The sequence below is a fragment of the Algoriphagus sp. Y33 genome, assembly GCF_014838715.1.
Lineage (GTDB): Bacteria > Bacteroidota > Bacteroidia > Cytophagales > Cyclobacteriaceae > Algoriphagus.
In genome coordinates, this window is sequence record NZ_CP061947.1 from 1645935 (window position 1) to 1663657 (window position 17723).

The following is a 17723-nucleotide window of genomic DNA, read 5'->3' on the forward strand; positions in this document are numbered from 1 at the left end:
TTCATTTATGGCACCCAAAAAGAACTCTTGGCCGGTATTTCAGTTCGAGGAGAATAAAGACACCATCTATCTCTTACACCAGTGGACGCAGATAGTGGGGAAAGTACGGCTCAAAAAATCTCCATGGCAGAATCACTCCTGGCATGTCTCGCTGTATGTGGATACTCAAGGATTGACTACGGGCAGTATTCCTTATGATGGAGGTGTTTTTAATATTCATTTTGATTTCATTCATCACGAATTGAGAATAAAAACCAGTAATGGTACTCAGGATCGCTTTGCATTGGGTGGACAAACGGTAGCCAGTTTCTATGAGCAATTGATGGAGAAGCTGCGTTTTTTGGGGATTCAGGTGAAGATCAACGAGATTCCCAATGAGATTCCTGATCCTATACCTTTTTCAAAGAACAAAAACCGAATTATGTATCAGGCCAATGCAGCACAAAGTTTATGGAAAGTATTGGTTCAAATTCAAAATGTGTTTGGAGTTTTTAGAACCAAATTCACCGGAAAGAGCAGCCCAATTCACTTCTTTTGGGGATCTTTTGATTTGGCTTATACGCGCTTTTCAGGGAATAGAGCACCGGAATTTTCAGGTCAAGTTCCAAATATACCACCTGTGGTAATGCAGGAAGCATATTCACATGAAGTGTTTAGTGTGGGGTTTTGGCCGGGAAGCGAGGCTTTTAAAACGCCGGTTTTCTATGCGTATTGCTATCCCAATTATCCGGGTTTTCAGAATGCGGAAGTTTCTCCCAATAAAGCTTACTGGAATAAGGATATGGGAGAGTTTATGCTAGCTTATGATGAAGTTCGTAAATCACCGGATCCAAGTGAGATGCTGATCGAGTTTCTGCAAAGTACTTATGAAGCCGCTGCTGAGGCGGGAAATTGGGATCGTAAAAACCTTGATTGTGATTTCTCGCACTTGAATAATAAGTAAGCAAAGTGCATATATTTCTGAGTCTTTGACACAGGGAAACCGCTTTTAACTTTCTTGATAGAAATAATGCCACCCCATCGGGGTTATTATACCGCGTAAAGACGTTTTAAGCTATACTCTTATTATTTTCCGGCACGGCAAGATCTTTGGGATTTAAAAACCTGAAATTCTGAGATAGCTATAGAAAATATTGGGTTTTGGTTTCAGTTAAATCCCAAAGAACCTGTCCCGGAAATCGGGAGGTGACAAAAATTTTAAATGCGATTTCCCCGGTCTTTGGCGGCAAAACCTTGTTTTCGAAGAATTATCATAATATACCAAACCCAACTTGACTAAAATTTTCCCATGAATAAGAAAATCAAAATCATACTGGCAGTTTTGGTTTTCTGGATGGCTCTATTTATAACTTGGGAGTGGTGGCAAAGCTTTCCTGTAGTACGCCTTAACCCCACTTTGAAAGTTACATCTAAAAAAGAAGGGATTGATTCTATACTGCGTCAGGCCATGTCCACCTATTTCTTGCCTGGAGTATCAGTAGCAATAGTCAGGAATGATACTGCTTTCTATTTGGACGCTTTTGGGTATGAAAATCTCCGAACCAAAAATCTTCTGACCGTGACCAGTAAAATCCCAGTTGCTTCGGTTTCGAAAATATTTTCAGCTTTGGGATTGGCAAGTATTTTACAAGATAAGGGCATAGATGCCAATGATTCTTTACACTCGCTTGATTTAGGAGAAAAGTTTAATTCTTCTTCACTTGCCACGATTCGATTCCAAGATCTGTTGTCTCACCAATCCGGTATTCGGGACAAAAATTTCTACGAACTCATTTTATCTTCACCAAAATCCCAAGTCCTGAATGTATGGGGAGAGGAGTTTTTGAATGATCCTTCCGACTACCTCAATGATACAATAAGCTACACTTACTCGGATTCTAATTATGATTTCTTGGGTTTTGTACTCGGTCAATCTGAAAAATTAGATTTTGATTCCCTTATTTATAGCAGCGTATTTATGGCTTCAGGTATGACGAATTCTAATTATTTGACAAACAGCAGTACAATTGAGGTGGAAGGGTATCAGAAAACTTTCATTTGGAAGAGAATTGCGTCAAAGCAGGTCAAGTTTCCAGTCCTCCCTTCCCCTTCTTCAGGTTTGGTCACGACTACCACAGATATGGGCAAGGCTATGATTCATTTGCTAAGAGGTGATAAGGGAGCGTACCATCAAGCACTTGACTGGCTTAAGAGTGCTAGAAACGATGTGCCGTTAGGCTTTCAGAAAACTCTGATTAACGATAGTGAGTGGATAGGTCATTACGGTGGGCAGGCAGGATATTCCAGCTTACTATTCTATTCCAAAGAAGCAGAGACAGGTATTTTCTTATTCTCTAATTCCCAGGATAAGGAGGATTTCAGAATTAAGATTGCTACTCAGATTATATCTTACCTCTCATTAAATGATTTATAGATGAAGCTATCCTTCCCACATCCCATTATCATCCTGTTGGGATTTATACTTCTGGCAGGATTGTCAGGCTACTTCATTCAATCAGGTTCCTTTGAGCGGGTACTGGATGCTGAAACGGGAAGGGAAATAATAGTTCCGGGAAGTTTTCGTCCTATTGAGGATAAGGATGCAAGTATCTACGAGGTGCTTTTGTCTATTCCTGAAGGTTTTATTCTAGGTGCAGACATCGTAGCGTTGATTCTTCTCATCGGGGGAGCATTCTATGTAGTGGAAAAAACAGGCGCTTTACAAGTCGGAATTGAGGCACTGATCTACCGTTTTAGGAATAAGCAATTTTTGCTTTTATATCTCATTGGGATAGTCTTTGCTTTTTGCGGAAGTACCATGGCCATGCAGGAGGAGATTATAGCATTGACCCCGGTTTTAGTTATTTTGGCTAAAAAAATCAATTATAGTATACGTTCCATCATAGCGATCTCTTTAGGGGCTTCACTTGTAGGTGCAAGTTTTTCGCCATTCAATCCCTTCGGTTCTTTGCTTTCCCAAAGCATTGCCGAGCTGAATTTCGAAGAGGGATTTGCCTATCGATTGCTATTTCTGGTTTTGGCAATAGTAATCTGGTGCAGTTATCATATTAAGTATGGCAAGCTGAAAGTTGAGGATTCCGATACCCATGCGATGAAACCTGCAAAAATTTCATTTAGGCATGGAGTTATATTAATTCTGACTTTTAGTGGCGTAGGTGTAATGGCTTGGGGAGTAATCTATAAAGATTGGGGCTACAATGAAATGAGTGCGTTGTTTTTTGTTGTTGGTATAAGCTGTGGGTTAATAGGAAAATTGGGACTTAACGGTACTGCAAAAGCATATACTGAGGGATTTGGTGAAATGATATTTGCCGGGATAATTGTAGGATTGGCCCGTAGTGTTTACTTGATTTTACAGAATACAGCGATAATCGACCCTATTATCCAAGGGATGTTTGAGCCACTTGAACATATGCCGGCACAATTCGCAGCTCTAGGGCTGTATTTAAGTCAGGCTATTATTCATATACCCGTTCCCAGTACATCGGGGCAGGCAGTACTGACCACGCCGTTGGCAGTTCCATTAATGGATTTGCTGGGCATATCCCGTCAAGTTGCAGTGCTTACCTATCAATATGCCGCGGGATTAATGGATCTGGTCACTCCAACCAACGGTGGCATGATGGCAGTGATTGCCGCTGCTGGAATCAAGTATGACGACTGGATCGCATATTTATGGAAAAGTTGGTTACTTCTTATGGTTTTAGGTTTGATATCAGTTTTTATCGCTCTATTTTGGTTCGCTTAATTGGACACTCAACCCTTTAACTAATGGATATTAACGATCACTCACCTCTTTTACCTTATCTGCCTGCTGCTGACCGCTACCATCAGATGAAATACCGCAGATGCGGAAAGAGCGGCTTGGTTTTGCCTGAAATCAGCCTTGGACTTTGGCACAATTTCGGGCACAATGCAGATTTTACACTCGGACGTTCTATTCTCCGTAGGGCTTTTGATCTCGGGATTTGCCATTTCGACTTAGCCAATAATTACGGCCCTCCATTTGGGTCTGCTGAGGAGAATTTCGGTAGAATGTTGAAGAAAGATTTTTCTTCTCTAAGAGATGAACTGATAATATCTTCCAAAGCGGGATGGGATATGTGGCCTGGACCCTATGGGAATTATGGATCCAAAAAATATCTGGTGGCTAGCTGTGACCAAAGTCTAAAACGAATGGGGGTTGATTATGTTGATATTTTCTATCATCACAGACCTGATCCGGATACTCCTCTAGAGGAAACTATGGGAGCACTCGATCTTCTGGTAAGACAGGGCAAAGCACTTTATGTAGGGATCTCCCAGTATTCGGCGGAAGACACTGCCAAAGCCTACGAAATATTAGAAGGTCTTGGTACCCCACTGTTGATTCACCAGCCGAGGTATTCAATGATTGATCGTTGGGTAGAAAATGGCCTGATGGACGTACTGGGCGAAAAAGGAGTGGGAAGTATTGCCTTCTCTCCGCTGGAACAAGGACTGCTCACGGATAAATATCTGAAAGGAATCCCTGCAGATTCCCGCGCGGCCAAAGACGGAAGGTATCTGAAAGCAGAACAGATTTCTGATGAAAAGATCGACATGATATCAAAACTGAATGATATTGCGATTGGTAGAAACCAGACCTTGGCACAGATGGCCATTGCTTGGCTGCTAAAGGATCAGCGAATCACATCTGTGTTGGTAGGAGTTTCCAAGCCTGGGCAGCTGGACGATAATGTCGCGGCGGTGAAGAATTCTGTTTTCAGCACGGGAGAAGTGGAAGCAATCAGCCGGATCTTCGGAGCTTGAAAGCCCGGTTAACATCCCGATGTGCCCTGATTTTGATCGTCATCGCTCAATTTCTGGGTACTTCGCTTTGGTTTGCTGGGAATGCAGTGGCTCCTGAACTCAGTCTGATCCTCAATAGCCCAGGTCTTGTAGCCACTATCACTTCCGTGGTTCAATTGGGATTTATTCTGGGAACATTGATTTTTGCCATTTTTGCCATTCCCGATCGCTTTTCGCCCAGTGATGTTTTCTTTTTTAGCGCTATTTCTGCGGCTTGTGCCAACCTGTTGATCGTTATTCTTCCTATGCAATTGGCAATAGTCTTAGCGTGTAGGTTTCTGGTGGGATTTTTCCTTGCAGGAATTTATCCTGTAGGAATGAAAATCGCAGCTGACTATTTTCAAAAAGGGCTTGGCTCTGCCTTGGGGCTTCTGGTAGGAGCGTTGGTCTTGGGAACAGCTTTTCCCTACCTTATAAAAGGCTTGGATTTAAGTTTCTCATGGAAGCTAGTGCTTTGGTCTACGTCGGGGTTAGCTATTTTTGGAGGGGGTATTATTGGTTTTTTCGTGCATGATGGGCCATTTCGCACTATCAATTCAAAGTTTGACATTAGTCTTTTGCCAAGACTCTTCAGGATAAAAGCCCTAAAAAGTGCTGCTTCCGGATATTTTGGACATATGTGGGAGGGATATACTTTTTGGGCATTCGTTCCGATGTTAATTGTTCTTTTCAAGGGAAATGGGGTAACGGATTCAACTGACAGTTTACTTTCATTTTTCGTAATAGCAATAGGAGGACTTTCCTGTGTATTGGGAGGTTTTTTTGCAAACAGAATAGGTAGTAAAAAAGTAGCTCAACTGGCACTGGCAGGCTCAGGGATATGCTGTGTTTTGGTTGTATTTGCTGCTGGATTGCCAAGCTGGCTGTGGATAGGACTGCTTTTGGTCTGGGGTATTTTGGTAGCTGCAGATTCACCTCAGTTTTCTACATTAGTAGCTCAAAGTGTCTCTCCGGAATATCGTGGAACTGCATTGACTCTTGTTAATTGTATAGGATTCGCAATTTCCATCGTAAGTATTCAATTGGCACAATATCTTTTATATTGGCTTACAATTGATCAGGTTTTGGCTTTATTATTTATAGGGCCATTGACGGGGCTTCTGCTTTTTAGATTTTTTGGCAGCAAAAAGGAAGCGATGTGAGAAATTGAAGGCAATTTTATATCAGTAGCCTTGTAATTGTACAGATGATTCAGATAAACAAGTGTATCAATTTTCTATCCTATAGATACCTAGAATAGTAAAATTGGACTTTACCTTATTCCCGGATTATGCATTAGGGTTCGTTATAGCCTGTCCCGATTTTTATCGGGAAGGACATTAATTGCAAGAAAATCAGGTTGTTTGGAGAGTGAGTCTGCGGCGGTGGATATGGTGAACTCGAAAACGGCAATTTAATGGCTGATTTTGAAGCAATTAATGGCCGCAATAACTTGTACGTCGTGGCGTAGAATTGCTAATGCATATTTCGGGTTAATTGATAAATTTGATTATCGATCCTAGAACTTAAAAAACTGTGTTTCTATGCGGCTTAAAAAATCTCGCTTCTAGTATAAGATCAGGGGAGTTGTGTTGTTCGGTTTAACAATAAAAAAGAGGCTTCTTTCAAAGCCTCCCCACGTAAGTTGCTACCGGACTATCGAACTACGTTTTCCAATGTTGCGAGGTAAACCCATTTTTGATCGCGGGAGTTTAATCCTTCATTGACCGCTTTCCGCTGAGCTTCTGTCTGATTCATATCTTCATAGGATTGTGCGTTGAAGAATTGCATATAATCCTTGTAAATATTCATTGTCAAATGGGTGGATTTAGCTTCCGAGCCAAGAGGCAAAGCGGTTCTCAACAAACTCCAGTGCCCCATCATGCCTTGTTCAATATACTTTTGGTGAATCGGCTTGAAAACTTCGGATTCTGCATTTTCGTAAGTGTCAAATTGACCTTCGTATGCTTTCATCAAATCAAAGGAAGCCAGTACGCCTGGTTTCATCTGAAAGTTATCATTGGTCTTAGAGATTTCCTTCATATACAATCTCATAGGTGTGTCCCGCATTTTGAGTGACTCTTGAAATAATTTGCCCACCTGGATGCTGTTTAGATGCGGGTAGGCAATTTTGGTGTACTCCATCATCGATTGTTCATCAAGACCATTCATCATCTGCACGGGATCGTTGTAATAGGTGACCATGATGTATTGGAAGTCGGATTGATCTACGCCGGATTGTAGAGACCAGAAGTCCCAGCCTTTGATTCGCTTGTCGTTTAGTGCTTGTCGGTACACTTTCTCCATTAGATCTTTGAACTCGATATAATCAAAAAGTTGATCGTTTTCAACTTTGACAAATTCGAATACCATGTACTGCGGTTGTTGAGCCTTGAGACTACTTACCCAAAGCATCCCACAAACTAGGAAAAGTAATAGCTTTTTCATGAATATAAGGGTTTAGGGTTAATTTCGCTTTTGTTTAATTTAAAAAAATATTTTGTTGAAATCCATAATTAAGAGAGAAAATTTTATTTTTTAGATAATATCCTGTTAAAAGCTAACTTTAACAAAGTATTGAAAAAAATGCTGTATTTGTAAATCAAGAGCAATAAGCTTAGTGTTTTGGTAAACAAACAGATGAATATCAATAAGATTTGCAAGTTACTTAGAGCCAAAAAAAGTGTGTATTTTCAAGCTGTTTTTAGTATGAAAGGTGGATTTTAGTTGTGGAATTTAAAAATAGATGATGTTAGACCGCAAGTTGATTTTAGAAAACGATAGGGTATTGTTGCGAACGGTTACAGAGGATGATTTTTCAAGTTTGATGGCATTGACGAATGACTCTGGCCTTTGGACTTATTTTACCTATGATCTGAGTAGTCCAGAGGAATTCAGAGAGTGGGCAAAGCCTGCGTTAAAAGGTCAGCGCTTACAGTTTTTGGTTTGGGACAAGAGTATAAATCAGGCAGTGGGAAGTACAGCTTTCGGGAATTACTCTCCTAGAGATGAACGAATAGAAATAGGCTGGACTTGGCTTGGTCGTCAGTTTCACGGAACTGGTGTCAATCAGGCAATGAAACTTTTGATGCTTGAGTATTCTTTCCAAACGCTTAAGCTGAAGCGCGTAGAAATCAAAACTGATGTGCTGAATATGCCTGCCAGAAAAGCGCTTCTGAAATTTGGTGCCGTGGAAGAAGGCATACTCCGAAGCCACACTTTGCTTGCAAATGGGCGACGACGGGATACGATCTATTATAGCGTGCTGGACAGGGAGTGGGAGGGGATCCGCAAGTAATAATAATTTTCTGGGGGATAAAACTTTCCCAAGGTTCTAAACTTTGGGAAAGTTGGGCAATGCGCTGTCACGCCGCCGCGAGAATAATTCTGCCTAAAAACCAATCCCCGCCACCGCAAGAATACTTTTCAACCCCAACGCTAAGGTAACCAACCAGATCAGAACAGCCATGATAGTATACGAAGGTTTATTTCGGAAGCCACCCAAAATAGACTTTTGCGAAGCTATCCGGATAATCCAGCCGCTAATCAGTGGAAGAAGTACTCCATTGGCTAATTGCGCTAGGGTGATCAATTGTATAGGTTTGATTCCCAGAGAAGCGAAGGTTAAGCCTAAGAGGACGATTACTCCCATAGAAGCTCTCATGGCTTTGGAATGGATAGCTTGATCCCAACCCATTATTCCGCAGATTACCAATCCTGCCGCCAGTGGCGCTGTGACACTGGAGGTGAGTCCTGCGGCCATCAGCCCAAAGCCCAGAAGGTACTTGGCAAAGCTTCCGAAGATTCCTTCCAATCCTTTGGAGACATCCAGAGCACTGTTGATTTCAATGCCGGAATTGGCAGCTCCCACAATCACTATTCCCATGGATATGATCCCGCCCAAGACAATAGAAATGACAATATCTTTCCGCATCCGTGGGAGATCCGCAGACCCTGACCAACGGGTTTTTGCCAAACTGGAATAGAGAAACAGGTTGTAGGGAACGACAGTAGTTCCGATTAAAGCCACGAGTGTAGGTAAATTCGCATCATTCCAGGTCGGAATAAATCCTGCGAAAACTTTGGACCAATCCGGATTGGTAAGAACGGCTGTGGCTGTGAAAGCTATGGACATAAAGATCACCAACCCCACAAGCACCCGTTCTAGGGATTTGTAATTGCCCCAACACAGCAGTGTAAAGGCCAGAATTCCCAAGATCAGATTGCCGGACTGGACTTCAATTCCGGGAAGGGTTAAGGTAGGTGCTTCCCAAAAAATCTGCATTCCTAAATTCGTCCCGGATATATTTCCGGATTCGTAGGCTGCGTTTCCCAATCCTATAGCTAACAAAACCAATACAATGGAAAAATATCGAAAGATTGGATTGCCTTTTTGATTACGGATGAGCTGACTCAAATCCTTGCCGGTAATTAGTCCCAGCCTTCCTGAAATCTCCTGAAGAACCACCGTGGAAATCACTGATAATCCCAAAGCCCACAGTAATGAAAATCCAAAATTGACTCCTGCAAGTGTACATACGGTGACCGTACCCGGGCCAATAAAAGCGGCTGCTACAATAGGCCCAGGGCCGAGATTTTTAAACATAGCGTTAAGATTCACTAGTCATCTTTTATGTTAACCTGAAGAAAAGAACTGATTTCCGCACCTTACACTTTTGGCTAACTGAGTAAAGAAACTCAAAAAAGCCAATTTTTGGGATTTAGATCAAACTAATTTAAAAATTATTGGCGGGTAAACCATTATTCGCCATTGTAGTATAACTGTTACTTTTTTGGAAATGATATCCATGTAGAAGAAAGTGAAGAGAAATATGCTACCCCGGAATGACAGCCATCGACGTAATAAATGGCTACGTAAGGATTCTTGATGTTTCTTAGTTCATGCCCATCCATTTGAAGAAACCGTTCCAGACTTTAAATTAATTGTTTTTCTGACCATACAAGTGCATGTGTCAATGGAAGAAATACCGACGGAGTCTGTCGCTAAATAGCTCTCATCTTTAGGCGTAAAAGGATGAAAGGACTATTTTCACGGAGCTATACAGATTACCTATGTCGACTGATTATATTTTAATACTGCTTGTCTTTTTACAAGTGGGTTTTTTGGTTTTGTTTTTCCTGAAAAAAGGGAATGATCAGGAAAAAGCTTTCCTGCAAAATGAACTTGCCAGAATGAGCAGAGAACTGGAATCAGCGCTGGCTCAATCCAGAAAGGAAGCCAATGAAAACCTGACTAACCAATTTCAGTTGGTGTTCAATAGCATCCGTGCCAATTCCAAAGATCAAAATGAAGCCCTAAAATCCTTTGGCGAGGTATTCAGACAAAATGTTCAGGATTTCAATACCCTTCAGCGGGAAAAGTTCGGTGAACTTAACCGCAGACAGGAAGACTTGATGAAAACGACCGAATTGAGATTGGAAAAGATCAGGGAGACTGTCGATGAAAAACTTCAAAAAACACTGGAAACCCGTCTTGGTCAATCTTTTGAGATGGTCAGCAATCAGCTTCAGGCAGTTCAAAAAGGGCTTGGTGAAATGCAAAATCTGGCCAACGGAGTAGGGGATTTGAAGCGGGTACTAACCAATGTGAAAAGCCGTGGAGTGCTGGGGGAATACCAACTTCAGGCTATTTTGGAGAATTTGCTTTCTCCTGACCAATACGTGTTGAATGCAGCGGTGGGGAAAGGAAACCGGGAGCGTGTGGAGTTTGCTGTCAAGATGCCCGGTCAAAGTGAACCTGTTTTGCTTCCCATAGATTCTAAATTTCCTCAGGAGTCTTTCTTAAGATTGGTAGATGCATATGAAGTGGCATCTAAGCCGGAGATAGAAATGTATAGAAATGAGCTTTATAAAGCAGTGAGAAAAGCCGCGCAGGATATTCAGAACAAATACATTCATCCGCCTTACACGACGGATTTTGCCATACTTTTTGTTCCGGTAGAAAGCCTTTATGCAGAAATTCTCCGTGAACCGGGACTTTCGCAGCAAATCCAACAAGACTATAAAGTACTTGTGACGGGGCCTACGACACTCTCTGCGATTTTGAACAGTCTCCAGATGGGTTTTAGAACGCTGGCTATTCAGAAAAGAAGTTCTGAGGTTTGGCAGATCTTGGGAGCAATTAAGACAGAATTTGGAAAGTTTGGCGAACTGATAGAAAAGACTCAAAAGAAGCTTACGGAGGCGAATTCCGAGTTGGACAAATTGGTGGGAGCGAGGACGAGGGTGATCCAGCGGAAGCTAAAGGACATACAGGAGCTCCCGGAAGCGGAGAGTAATAAGCTGCTCGAAGACTAAGGATAATGTGGGAATTACAGTTGAAAAAACTCACCTAAAAATGAGTTTTTAGATTTTAGCTTTGTTACTTTGGCCTGTAAGGCGGAAAAGAAATAGCTTAATAGCTGATTACCATCTAGAAAGCTACTATTTTTGCCATTTCAAAAATCACGGGAATTACCTCTATGGGGATGAACATTGTGATTGCAGGCGCAGGAGATATGGGTTACCACCTCGCAGAGCAATTAAGTTACGATAATAAGGACATCACACTGATAGATACGGACAGGGAAGTTCTGGACTATGTAGCGTCCAAACTTGACGTGTTGACTGTGCAGGGAGATGCTACTTCCTTTGAAATTCTCAAGCGGGCTAATGTGAATAGAGCGAGCATGGTCTTGGCTGTCACTACCTCAGAGAAAACCAACATTGTCACCGCGGTTTTGGCGAAGCAACTTGGAGCAAAGCGCGTGATGGCGAGAGTGAGAAATCACTCTTATATGGATTCTGAGAATCTGTCCTATTTTCAGAATTTAGGTATTGACAATTTGATATCTCCTACGATGCTTTGTAGCAAGCATATTTTTAATATGATTGAGAACTCTAGTTTTACGGAGGTTTTTGATTTTGAGGGAGGAAAGCTAAATATCGTGGGAATCACGCTGGATCAAAGCAACCCTTTGGTCAACCAGCGGATCATGGATACCAAGTCCAATCCGATTTTTGAAGATATTAGGATTATTGCGATTCTTCGGGATCAAAAGACAATTATACCCCGAGGGGGAACAATTATCCGTAACAATGATCACGTTTTTTTTATTTCAAATAAGAAAAACACCCAGACCATTATGGAAGTGTTGGGGCAGGTAAAGCATACAATCAAGAATGTAATGATCATCGGTGGGGATGACATGGCTTTGACCACAGCGCTCCGGTTGGAAGATCACTTCCGCGTGACATTGATCAACAAAGATAAAGAGCGGTGCAAGTGGCTGGCAGAAAACCTTAAAAGCTCACTGGTGATCAACGGTGATTATAAAAATGTAGAACTTTTGATTGAAGAGGGCTTAGAACAGATGGATGCATTCCTTGCTCTGACAGAGTCTTCCGAAACCAATATTATTGCAAGTTTGACAGCCAAAAATCACGGGGTTTATAAAACCATCGCACATGTGGATACTCGGGAATATATCCATATTTCACACAGTATAGGAGTAGATTCATTGATCAATAAAAAGTTGGTAGCTGCAAATGAAATTTCAAGATTTCTGAAAAAGGGAACTGTTGAGGCTGTTTCGGGTATCTACGGAGTAGATGCTGAGTTTATCCAATATTCCGTTTGCAAGAATAACCGTTTAGTCAAAAAACCATTGAGAGAATTGCATTTCCCGGATTCTGCTATTGTGGCAGGAGTGATACGTGGAGAGAAAGTTTTTATCCCGGACGGGGATTTTCAACTGGATTTGAATGACAAAGCAATAGTTTTGGCTTTGCCCGAGGCCAAGACCGCACTCGAAAAACTGTTTCACTAAGACATGATTCATTTCAAAGAAATCGGAAAGATCATGGGAGCACTCTTGGTGCTAATTTCTCTCCTAATGCTTCCGGGGGCTGTTTTTTCTATTTATTTCGACGAAGATCCTTGGCCGATATTTAGTTCGGCATTGATTACTATGATCTTTGGGATGACATTGTTTTTCTCTTTTTCCAAGCAAGATCAAAATATCCGCAAGAGAGAAGGGTATTTGATTGTGGCTTTGAGCTGGATTTTTATGGCCGGATTTGGGATGCTTCCGTATGTGCTCAGCAATCAGATTGATGGATTTGCCAGCGCACTTTTCGAGACTATGTCAGGTCTTACCACTACAGGAGCTTCTATATTGATAGATATAGAAGCGATGCCAAAAGGCTTGCTTTTTTGGCGAAGTATGACCCAATGGATTGGGGGATTAGGAATAATTGTCTTAACGGTAGCGATTTTTCCTTTACTTGGAATTGGTGGAATTGAATTGTTTGTGGCTGAATCTCCCGGGCCGACTTCTGACAAGCTTCATCCAAGAATATCTGAAACAGCCAAGCGACTTTGGTACGTTTATGTAGGGCTTACCGGCTTGGCCGCACTGCTGTATTGGGCGGGTGGAATGACGTTTTTTGATGCGATAAATCATGCGCTTACTACACTAGCGACGGGAGGGTTTTCAACCAAAAATGCCAGTATGGCTTACTATGATTCTGCTTTTATTCAATATGTAGCAATTGTGTTTATGTTTTTGGCGGGCACCAACTTTACAGTGATCTATTTCGGTCTGATGGGGAGGTTCAAGCGGGTTTTTAAAAGTGATGAATTCAAGACATACGGAATGACGCTGCTTGGACTTTCAATAGTGCTTTACTATCCGATCTTTGCTTATGGAGGTGTAAGCCATGAATTGGCCTTTAGAAAGTCATTATTTCAGGTGGTCTCAATTGTCACCACGACAGGATTTGTGACGGATGATTATACTCAGTATGGTCAGGGAATTAGTTTTATCTGCTTTATGATGCTATTTCTGGGGGGCTGTGCAGGATCTACGGCAGGCGGGATCAAGTTTGTGAGGCACCTAACATTTATAAAGAATTCTTGGTTGGAATTCAAGCGTTTGGTTCATCCCAGAGCAATTGTCCCTTTGATGATCAACGGTGACCGGGTTACAGGTAGAATCATCACCCATATCATGAATTTCTTGTTGATCTATTTGTTGACGTTTGTGTTGGGAGCTTTGGCGCTTTCCCTTATGGGATATGATTTGGCTACCTCACTGGGAGCTGTAGCTACTTCGCTGGGGAATGTCGGTCCTGGAATAGGCATGGTGGGGCCGGTGGATAATTTTGCGTTTTTCTCTCCTGCTGCCAAAATTTTCTTAGCGGTAATTATGCTGCTGGGACGATTGGAGCTATTTACGCTGTTGATCTTATTCACTCCTTTCTTCTGGAGAGCTAATTAATTTGATAGTTGAACAGTGGTTTCTTGTCCTTATAACTTTTTAGCCAAATTGATAACTGAATTGAATATCTTTCCGTTGAGCATTGAAAGCCTTTTTATTATGAAAAAAATATTCTTCTTCTTTTTACTGGTGAGTGTTTGGTCTTGTAGTGAATCTGATCCTGATATTTATACTGGACAGAAGTTAGAGTATCAGCTTTACAAAGCCAGTGAATTTGACTATACGGGAACACTTACTGTCAGAGAATTAACCGATGGTAATCTGGAGTTGACGATACAGTTGCAAGGAGAAAGAAGCACTTCTTCCACTACATTCCCTGCTCACTTGCATTATGGGAATTATTCAGATCCGGAAGCTCCCATGGCTGCAATGCTGAATTCTGTAAGCGGATCAGATCTTCACAGCAAAACCGTACTTGGAGCTTTGATGAATGGAGATAAGCTGAGTTATGAAGATTTCCAAAGCTTTGACGGACATGTAAAAGTCCATTTGGCCAACGAAGGGCCTGATTATAGAGTGATTTTGGTAGCCGGAGGTATAGGCTCAAACCAAAATGAAACATTGGAATTCGATGCTTCCGAGATAGCTATCTGTTCTCCAAATTTTTGATTTTTCCAGTACTTCCGTAAAACCAAATTGTGCCGTATTTGCGACACAATTTGGATAAAAGAACAAGAGAGTAAGTGAGCTTTGCTTATTCCAGAATAAGTGGAAATGGAATGTCCAGATCAGATTCTCCACCGGCTTGCGCATAGTCTTCAAAATGTGGATTGTCTGCACCGGGATAGCCTTTGTCCAAGGCATGACGAAGCAAGATTCTCATAGTGGCATTATTCGTACCCGGATTTGAGGCTACGGTTACTATTCCTTTCAATCCCAATATGACTCCTCCCTCATCATCGTATTCGTAAGACAGCACAGGAGTGCCTACAAAAGCTGAACCTAGAAAATAGAACTGATGCTCATCTGATTCTTCTTGTATCTCTTCCGTGATGTCTTCTTCTGCTATAGAGTTGTAAACTTCTATGGACATCTGATAAGTTTTTCCTTTGGTCAACGTCACAGTTTCTATGTCAGGAGCCGAACCGACTTCTATACCTTCTGCATCAGAAGCTGTGAAATCAAAAGAGTCGCCTACTGCATTTCCACTTTCGTCAATTTCCTGAAAGGTAAGTGTGACATCGGTAATTAATTCACCGTCATTTTCCGGAACGGGATCATCACTGCTGCAACTTGATGCTGCAAAAGAAATTAGTGCTAAGGCGATGAGGTAAAGTTTGTGTGTGGTTTTCATAAGTTGAAGATTAAAATTCATAATTGATTTTTAGAAGTATATTTCTTCCCATGTCGTAGGTGAAGTATCGGAAGCGATTCATGTAATCTTTGTAGTCTGTGTCCAACAGGTTGTGCACCTGAAGTCCAAGATTTAGCTTATCATCGCCTATATTCAATTGCTTTTGGTAAGAAATATTGAATAGGGCATAGGCAGGAGGTGGAGGAGCAATGTCAAAATCAGGTTCCCTTTTTTGCTCAGCTACCAGAACATTGCTTAAGGTTAGTTTATTCGTACGCGAATCACTGACTTTCGCGAAGTCATAAGAAACTCCCCAATCCATTCGATTACTTGGGATAAACGGGAAATAACTTTTGTTATCCGTGTTTTTTGCCTGTACGATCGAGCCTTTTAGATAGCCGCTGATTTTATCTGTCAACTCATAACTTCCCGCAAAGTCTACTCCGTAGAAAAATGCATTTGCCTGTAAGTATTCGTATACATTGAATGTACCTCTCAGACTCACATAGGTTTCACCTGTAGGATTGAGGTAGATGTAGTTGCGTATAGGATTGAGATATGCGGTAAGCTCCAAATGCGTTTTTTTGCCATCGTACTGGATTTCATTGATCCACTTGAGTGATTTTTCTGAATCCATATCCGGGTTTCCTATTTCCACAGCTGCTGCTCCGTGATGCAATCCTTCACTGAATAGCTCATTCACATTCGGTGGTCTCCAAGCTGAGCCAACATTGGTATTGAAAGTAAGATTTGGACTGATATGGTAGAGCCCTCCAATGAAGGCTGAGAAATTTTGATAATCTAATTTGGAAGTCCTTAACTCTTCGCTGATGTATCTGGCGGTGTTGACATTTCGAAAGTCATACCTCACCCCAGCTTCCACTTCCAATGGTCCCTTTGAGTATTTTTCCATTGCGTACAAACCTGTATTTACCATGTCATAGTTGGGGATCAATGGCGTTACCCCGGTTCCGGGCACATTGGTATTGGCTTGCTGGATGAAATTTATTCCCCAAGTTCCGCTCAATTCATTCTTGTGTGTATGGTTCACATAGAGGTCAATGGTATTGGTGTACAGTTCCAGATCTAAGCTGGCCTTATCGTTCAGGCTCCCGCGTCTTTTATCAAATTCCTGCCTATGGTTGAGCTGAAAGCCATATTGAAAATTCAATTTCCAGCTTCCCGAGATATGGTAGTGAGACTTTAGCTTAGCCAAGTGGTGGGTTACCTTTTGTTTTGGATTGACAATATCGTAGCTGAATTCCCCATCTGCGAATGGTCGGCCGTTGGCAATGACATTTTCTAAATCTGAAAGGTTGCCGGTATGCGAATCATTTAATATCCCCAATTCTGTGTTGAAAAGACTGTAATAAGCTTCCGCGCCAAGTTTCGAACTACTATAGCCAAGGGAGCTGCTAAGATTAAGCTCGCTTACTCCTGTATTCTCTTGAAAATATCCGGGAGACTTCACATTTCCTGATCGTTTGGCTGAGCCTTGAATACGATAACCTAAGCCTTTGATTCTTTCTGAACCACCTATGTGGACCACATTGATGTTACCCATTCTGCCATTTGATCCGCCAACCAGGTTTAGGCTTGTCTTGCTTGTGCTTTTTGTCGGTAAAGGAGGAGGATTTACCAAAATCACACCGCCCATTGCCTCTGGACCATACCTCACTGTTTCTGCACCTTTCACCACCGTGATTTCATCTGCAAGAAATGGGTCGATCTCAGGTGCATGCTCAGCTCCCCACTGCTGACCTTCTAATCGGATGCCGTTGTTCATAATCATAATCCGATTACTATGCATACCATGGATCACGGGTTTTGAAATACTGTTTCCTGTAGAAAAGGTGGAAACACCGGAGATTCGTTTAAGACTTTCTCCAAGGTTTTCACCTCTGGATTCCATTAGTTTTTCCCCATAAAGAGCGGATACGGCCGTTGTGGTCTGTACCGCATCCCGATGACCATGGATTTCTACTCCACCAAGCTCGAATGCCTCATCTTCCAGACGGTATGTTTTGCTGAATGTATTGGATTCCAGTTGGACAGTATCCCTTACATCCTTATGTCCAAGGTATTGTATGGTAAGTGTATAAGTTCCACGGCAGAGATTCTTTATAGTGAAATTTCCATTTTGATCACTGATAGCACCTTCTTCTGCTTCAATAACCCACACATAGGCAGCATCTATTGGCTCATTGTTTTCCAAATGGATGATTTTTCCTCGTATCGAAAGATTGCAATCCTGAGCTTGGGATTTAAATCCAAGCAACAGAATCAATGTTAGCAGTAGTCCTAATTTCAAATTCACAATGCAAAAATAGAAGTCGTAG

The 17723-nt window shown here is 41.8% G+C and carries 14 protein-coding genes; 10 read left to right on the forward strand and 4 right to left on the reverse strand.

Annotation, left to right across the window (positions count from 1 at the left end; all coding sequences use genetic code 11):
* Positions 1 to 7 precede the first annotated feature (7 nt).
* From ID165_RS06615 to ID165_RS06635, 5 genes are all read left to right on the forward strand, one after another.
* On the forward strand, positions 8 to 943 hold the full coding sequence (locus tag ID165_RS06615; protein WP_192349577.1) for a DUF5996 family protein: 936 nt from the start codon (positions 8 to 10) through the stop codon (positions 941 to 943).
* 345 nt (positions 944 to 1288) lie between these two features.
* On the forward strand, positions 1289 to 2413 hold the full coding sequence (locus ID165_RS06620; protein ID WP_192349578.1) for a serine hydrolase: 1125 nt from the start codon (positions 1289 to 1291) through the stop codon (positions 2411 to 2413).
* Positions 2414 to 3748 (forward strand): YfcC family protein, encoded by a 1335-nt coding sequence (locus tag ID165_RS06625; RefSeq protein WP_192349579.1) that lies wholly within the window; start codon positions 2414 to 2416, stop codon positions 3746 to 3748.
* A 23-nt stretch (positions 3749 to 3771) separates the two neighbouring features.
* A complete protein-coding gene (mgrA, locus tag ID165_RS06630; protein WP_192349580.1) occupies positions 3772 to 4791 on the forward strand; it encodes an L-glyceraldehyde 3-phosphate reductase in 1020 nt (339 codons plus the stop codon).
* Complete coding sequence (locus ID165_RS06635) at positions 4788 to 5972, forward strand: MFS transporter (RefSeq protein WP_192349581.1); 1185 nt, start codon at positions 4788 to 4790, stop codon at positions 5970 to 5972. Before mgrA ends, ID165_RS06635 begins: the two co-directional genes overlap by 4 nt.
* 493 nt (positions 5973 to 6465) lie before the next feature.
* Here the strand turns inward: ID165_RS06635 and ID165_RS06640 are convergent, their stop codons facing one another.
* Positions 6466 to 7257, reverse strand: coding sequence for a hypothetical protein (locus ID165_RS06640; protein ID WP_192349582.1), 792 nt, complete (start codon positions 7255 to 7257; stop codon positions 6466 to 6468).
* Positions 7258 to 7555: 298 nt separating this feature from the next.
* Between ID165_RS06640 and ID165_RS06645 the strand changes: the two genes are divergently transcribed.
* Positions 7556 to 8107, forward strand: a complete 552-nt coding sequence (locus ID165_RS06645; protein WP_225587013.1) for a GNAT family N-acetyltransferase — start codon at positions 7556 to 7558, stop codon at positions 8105 to 8107.
* A 93-nt stretch (positions 8108 to 8200) separates the two neighbouring features.
* On the opposite strand, the gene ID165_RS06650 is transcribed toward ID165_RS06645, so the two are convergent.
* Positions 8201 to 9415 (reverse strand): Nramp family divalent metal transporter, encoded by a 1215-nt coding sequence (locus ID165_RS06650; RefSeq protein ID WP_192349583.1) that lies wholly within the window; start codon positions 9413 to 9415, stop codon positions 8201 to 8203.
* A 467-nt stretch (positions 9416 to 9882) separates the two neighbouring features.
* On the opposite strand from ID165_RS06650, the gene rmuC reads away from it, so the two are divergent.
* The 4 genes from rmuC to ID165_RS06670 all read left to right on the forward strand — a co-directional run bounded on the left by rmuC (position 9883) and on the right by ID165_RS06670 (position 14699).
* Entirely contained in the window at positions 9883 to 11127 is a 1245-nt protein-coding gene (gene rmuC / locus ID165_RS06655) for a DNA recombination protein RmuC (RefSeq protein WP_192349584.1), read from the forward strand.
* Positions 11128 to 11291: 164 nt separating this feature from the next.
* Positions 11292 to 12638, forward strand: coding sequence for a Trk system potassium transporter TrkA (trkA, locus tag ID165_RS06660; RefSeq protein WP_192349585.1), 1347 nt, complete (start codon positions 11292 to 11294; stop codon positions 12636 to 12638).
* Between the two features lie 3 nt (positions 12639 to 12641).
* Positions 12642 to 14090, forward strand: coding sequence for a TrkH family potassium uptake protein (locus tag ID165_RS06665; protein WP_192349586.1), 1449 nt, complete (start codon positions 12642 to 12644; stop codon positions 14088 to 14090).
* A gap of 99 nt (positions 14091 to 14189) precedes the next feature.
* Positions 14190 to 14699 (forward strand): hypothetical protein, encoded by a 510-nt coding sequence (locus ID165_RS06670; RefSeq protein WP_192349587.1) that lies wholly within the window; start codon positions 14190 to 14192, stop codon positions 14697 to 14699.
* Between the two features lie 85 nt (positions 14700 to 14784).
* Here ID165_RS06670 and ID165_RS06675 read toward each other — a convergent pair whose 3' ends face one another.
* Positions 14785 to 15384, reverse strand: a complete 600-nt coding sequence (locus ID165_RS06675) for a hypothetical protein (RefSeq protein WP_192349588.1) — start codon at positions 15382 to 15384, stop codon at positions 14785 to 14787.
* A gap of 10 nt (positions 15385 to 15394) precedes the next feature.
* Complete coding sequence (locus tag ID165_RS06680) at positions 15395 to 17701, reverse strand: TonB-dependent receptor (protein ID WP_225587014.1); 2307 nt, start codon at positions 17699 to 17701, stop codon at positions 15395 to 15397.
* Positions 17702 to 17723 lie beyond the last annotated feature (22 nt).